The sequence below is a fragment of the Mycobacterium sp. IDUB_19 genome, from assembly GCF_055419445.1.
Window position 1 is genome coordinate 1 of sequence record NZ_JBVAXR010000096.1, and the last position, 4061, is coordinate 4061.

Consider the following 4061-nt stretch of genomic DNA (forward strand, 5'->3'; position numbering starts at 1 on the left):
GCGCAATTGGTCCGCCATGGCCACTACCCGGTCGAGTACCCGGTCGCTCATATCGTTGTCCTTACGTGTGTGGGCTAGGTAATGGTCTACCGCAGTCCCCGCCCGTCCCAAAGGAAATCCCGATGAGCGGGCGGAAATGCGGGTCAGAACGCAATGCGCAGCGCCGGGCTCACCGGCCTGGCCTGGCACGCCAGGATCAGGCCGTCTCGAACGTCTTCGGGTCCCAGCACCTCGCATGCCGCCATGTCGACCTCTCCCGACACGACGGTCGCCACGCACGACCCGCAGCGACCCTCCCGGCACGAGTGCGGCGCATCGATGCCCGCGTCGAGCAACAGATCGATCAGGGTTTGGCTGCGCGGCCAGCGCAACCGGTGGCGGTTCCCGTCCAGCTCGACCTCGAGGCGTGCGATTTCTGACATGCGCCGATGGTGCGCGCATGCCGCGGCGCCGCGCCAATGCGTGCCCGATGGCCGGGAAAAGTCGACCGGAGCGTCCGGTGACCGGGAGACAGGGCGCCCGGCGACGAACGCGCCAATAGCGTGAGCGCTTGTGGATGATGCTCTCGACGTGATCGTGGTGGGCGCCGGGTTCGCCGGCTTGTATGCCTTGCACAAGCTGCGCGCGCAGGGGCTCTCGGTGCGGGTGCTCGAGTCCGCTCCCGAGCTCGGCGGGACCTGGTATTACAACCGGTATCCGGGTGCGCGCTGCGACGTCGAGAGCGTCGACTACTGCTACTCGTTCTCCGATGAACTCCAGCAGGAGTGGTGCTGGACGGAGAAGTACGCCAGCCAATCCGAGATCCTCGAATACCTGAACTGGGTCGCCGACAAACTCGACCTGCGCCGCGACATCGCCTTCGACACCCGTGTGGACTCCGCCGTACTCGATGAGACGACGCTGCGCTGGACGGTCACCACCGACACCGGGCTGGCGTTCTCGGCCCGGTTCTGTTTGATGGCAACCGGCCCGTTGTCGGCCGCGATGACACCGAATTTCCCTGGCCTGGATACCTTTGCGGGCGAAACCCACCACACCGCACACTGGCCGCACGATCCCGTCGACTTCACCGGCAAGCGGGTGGCGGTCATCGGCACCGGATCCTCCGGCATCCAATCGATTCCGATCATCGCCGAGCAGGCCGCGCAGCTGTACGTCTTCCAGCGCACGCCCAACTACAGCGTCCCGGCCGGCAACACACCGTTGTCCGCCGCGGCACTCGACGAGGTCAAGATTGGCTATTCGCAGCGGCGCCGGTTGTCGTGGCGCAGCGGCGGAGGCTCGCCGCACCTCACCGCCGCGAAGCCGACGATGCAGTTCACCGCAGCGCAGCGGCGTGCGGCGTTCGAAAAACGGTGGCAGCTGGGCGGCGTGCTGTTCTCGAAGACGTTCCCGGACCAGATGACCGACCTGGAAGCCAACGACGAGGCCCGCAAGTTCTACGAGGAGAAGGTCCGGGCGGTCATCGACGATCCGGCGATCGCCGACCTGCTGATCCCCACCGACCACCCGATCGGAACCAAACGAATCTGCACCGACAGCAACTACTTTCAGACGTTCAACCGGCCCAACGTGTCGCTGATCAGTGTCCGCGACACACCGATCGAATCGATCGACGCCGCGGGCATCACCACCACCGAGGCGCACTACGACCTCGACATGATCGTGCTGGCAACCGGTTTCGATGCGATGACCGGCGCGCTGGGCAGCATCGACATCGTCGGGCGTGGCGACGCGACGCTGCGCGAGGACTGGGCACACGGACCCCGCACCTACCTGGGATTGGGTGTCGACGGGTTTCCCAATCTGTTTCTGATCTCGGGCCCGGGAGCGCCCGCCGTGCTGGCGAACATGGTGCTGCACGCGGAGGCTCAGGTGAACTGGGTCGCCCAGGCCATCGGCTACCTCGACAGCCATGGGTGCGCCGCCATCGAAGCCACCGTGGACAGTGTGGACGGCTGGGGCGCCGAATGTGCCCGGCGTGCCGAAACAACGTTGTTCACCAAGGCCAACTCGTGGTACATGGGCGCGAACGTGCCCGGAAAGCCAAGGGGTTTCATGCTGTTCGTCGGAGGGTTCGCCACCTATAACGACATCTGCGCCGAGGTCGCCGGCGCCGGCTACCGGGGCTTCGATCTGATCAAGCGATGACTGGATTACTCGACAAGGTCGTCGTGGTCACCGGCGCCGCACAAGGGACTGGGCGGGTGCATTGTCAGCGCTTCGCCGACGAGGGCGCCGACGTGATCGCCCTGGATATTGCCGCGCTTGCCGACGAGTTAGTCGGTACGGCAAGGGAAGTCGAAAGCCGGGGCCGGCGCTGCGTCACGGGTTTCGCCGACGTGAGCGATCTCGCGGCCGTGACGTCCGCGATCGACGGCGGTGTGGTCGAGCTGGGCCGGCTGGACGTCATCATCGCCAACGCCGGTATCCATCTCCCGGGCGGCCCGTCCTGGGAACTCGACCCGCAGGTCTGGCAGCGCACGCTCGACATCAACCTCACCGGGGTCTGGCATACCGTCAGAGCCGGCGTGCCGCACATCGGTGCCGACGGTGGATCCGTCGTCCTGATCAGCTCCACCAACGGCCTTCGCGGCACCGCGAACACTGCCCACTACACGGCCAGCAAGCACGCGGTGGTCGGGTTGGCGCGCACGCTCGCCAACGAGCTGGGATTCCGCCGCATTCGGGTCAACACCGTGCACCCGGGGCCGGTCGCGACGCCGATGGTGCTCAACGAGCAGATGTACCGGAAGCTGCGGCCCGATCTGGCCAACCCGACGGCGGCCGACGCGGCCGAGGTGCTGGCGGCCCGCAACCTGCTGCCGGTCCCGTGGGTGGAGCCCGTCGACATCGCGAACGCCGTGGTGTTCCTGGCCTCCGATCAGGGCCGCTACATCACCGGCACCCAGCTCGTCGTCGACGCCGGCTTGACGCAGAAAACGACATGAGCGGACGCCTAGCAGGCAAGACAGCGCTGATCACCGGCGCGGCGCGGGGGATCGGTCGCGCTCGGGCGGTGCGGTTCGCCCAGGAGGGCGCCGACATCGTGGCGCTGGATTTGTGCGGCCCGGTCGAGACGGTGGCGATCCCGCCCAGCACACCCGCCGACCTCGAGCAGACGGCCGCATTGGTCGCCGACACCGGCGCGCGGGTGCACACCGAGATCGTCGACGTGCGCGACCCCGACGGTGTGCAGGCGGCCACCGACCGTGGCGTCGAGCGGTTTGGCGGGTTGGACGTCGTCTGTGCGACGGCGGGAATCACCTCCCGGGGCATGGCGGTCGAGCTGGACGAAAACACCTGGCGAACGATGCTGGACGTCAACCTCACCGGCGTGTGGCACACCTGCCGCGCCGCCGCGCCACACCTGATCGCGCGCGGTGCCGGCGCGATGGTTCTGACAAGCTCCGTCGCCGGACTGCGCGGCCTGGTCGGTGTCGCGCATTACACGGCCGCCAAGCACGGCGTGGTCGGTCTGATGCGCAGCCTCGCGAATGAGCTTGCACCGCACAATATTCGGGTCAATTGCCTCAACCCGACCAATGTCGACACGCCCATGATCCAGAACGAGGTCGTCAGCGGCGCATTCCGGCCCGACTTGGACGGACCGCCCACGCGTGCCGAATTCGCCGAGGCAGCGGAGGCGATGAATATGCTTGCGGTGCCGTGGATCGACGCGGTCGATGTCGCCAACGCCGCGCTGTTTTTGGCCTCGGACGAGGCGCGGTACATCACCGCGGTGATCCTGCCCGTCGACGCGGGCTCCACCCAGCGATGAGGAGACGATCGTGATGGACTTGGCGGATTTGGCGGCCCGGTTGCGCCGGCTCGAGGACGACCGTGACATCAGGCAGTTGATCGCGTCCTACGGTCCGGCGGTCGACGCCGGCGACCCCGATGCCGCCGCGCGTCTATGGGCGATCGACGGCGTGTACGACGTCGATGGCTGGCGCATGGAGGGCCGGGCCGACGTGCACGCGATGATCAGCTCGGATGCCCACCAGAAGTTGGTGGCCAAGGGCTGCAGTCACTTTCTGGGCCCGTGCGTGGTGACGCTG

The 4061-nt window shown here is 67.2% G+C and carries 5 protein-coding genes; 4 read left to right on the top strand and 1 reads right to left on the bottom strand.

Features of this window, described 5'->3' with window-relative positions:
* Positions 1–143: 143 nt before the first annotated feature.
* The gene (locus ACZY0B_RS26895; RefSeq protein WP_463767278.1) at positions 144–422 is read right to left on the bottom strand and encodes a 2Fe-2S iron-sulfur cluster-binding protein; all 279 of its coding nucleotides are present in this window, start codon (positions 420–422) and stop codon (positions 144–146) included.
* A gap of 130 nt (positions 423–552) precedes the next feature.
* Here ACZY0B_RS26895 and ACZY0B_RS26900 point away from each other — a divergent pair, with 130 nt between their 5' ends.
* The 4 genes from ACZY0B_RS26900 to ACZY0B_RS26915 form a co-directional block, all read left to right on the top strand.
* Positions 553–2151, top strand: a complete 1599-nt coding sequence (locus ACZY0B_RS26900; protein WP_463767279.1) for a flavin-containing monooxygenase — start codon at positions 553–555, stop codon at positions 2149–2151.
* A complete protein-coding gene (locus ACZY0B_RS26905) occupies positions 2148–2951 on the top strand; it encodes a mycofactocin-coupled SDR family oxidoreductase (protein WP_463767280.1) in 804 nt (267 codons plus the stop codon). Before ACZY0B_RS26900 ends, ACZY0B_RS26905 begins: the two co-directional genes overlap by 4 nt.
* Entirely contained in the window at positions 2948–3781 is an 834-nt protein-coding gene (locus ACZY0B_RS26910) for a mycofactocin-coupled SDR family oxidoreductase (protein WP_463767281.1), read from the top strand. The genes ACZY0B_RS26905 and ACZY0B_RS26910 overlap by 4 nt, the downstream gene beginning before the upstream one ends.
* Positions 3782–3794: 13 nt before the next feature.
* Positions 3795–4061 (top strand): nuclear transport factor 2 family protein (locus ACZY0B_RS26915; RefSeq protein ID WP_463767282.1); only part of this gene is annotated, 267 nt, incomplete at its 3' end.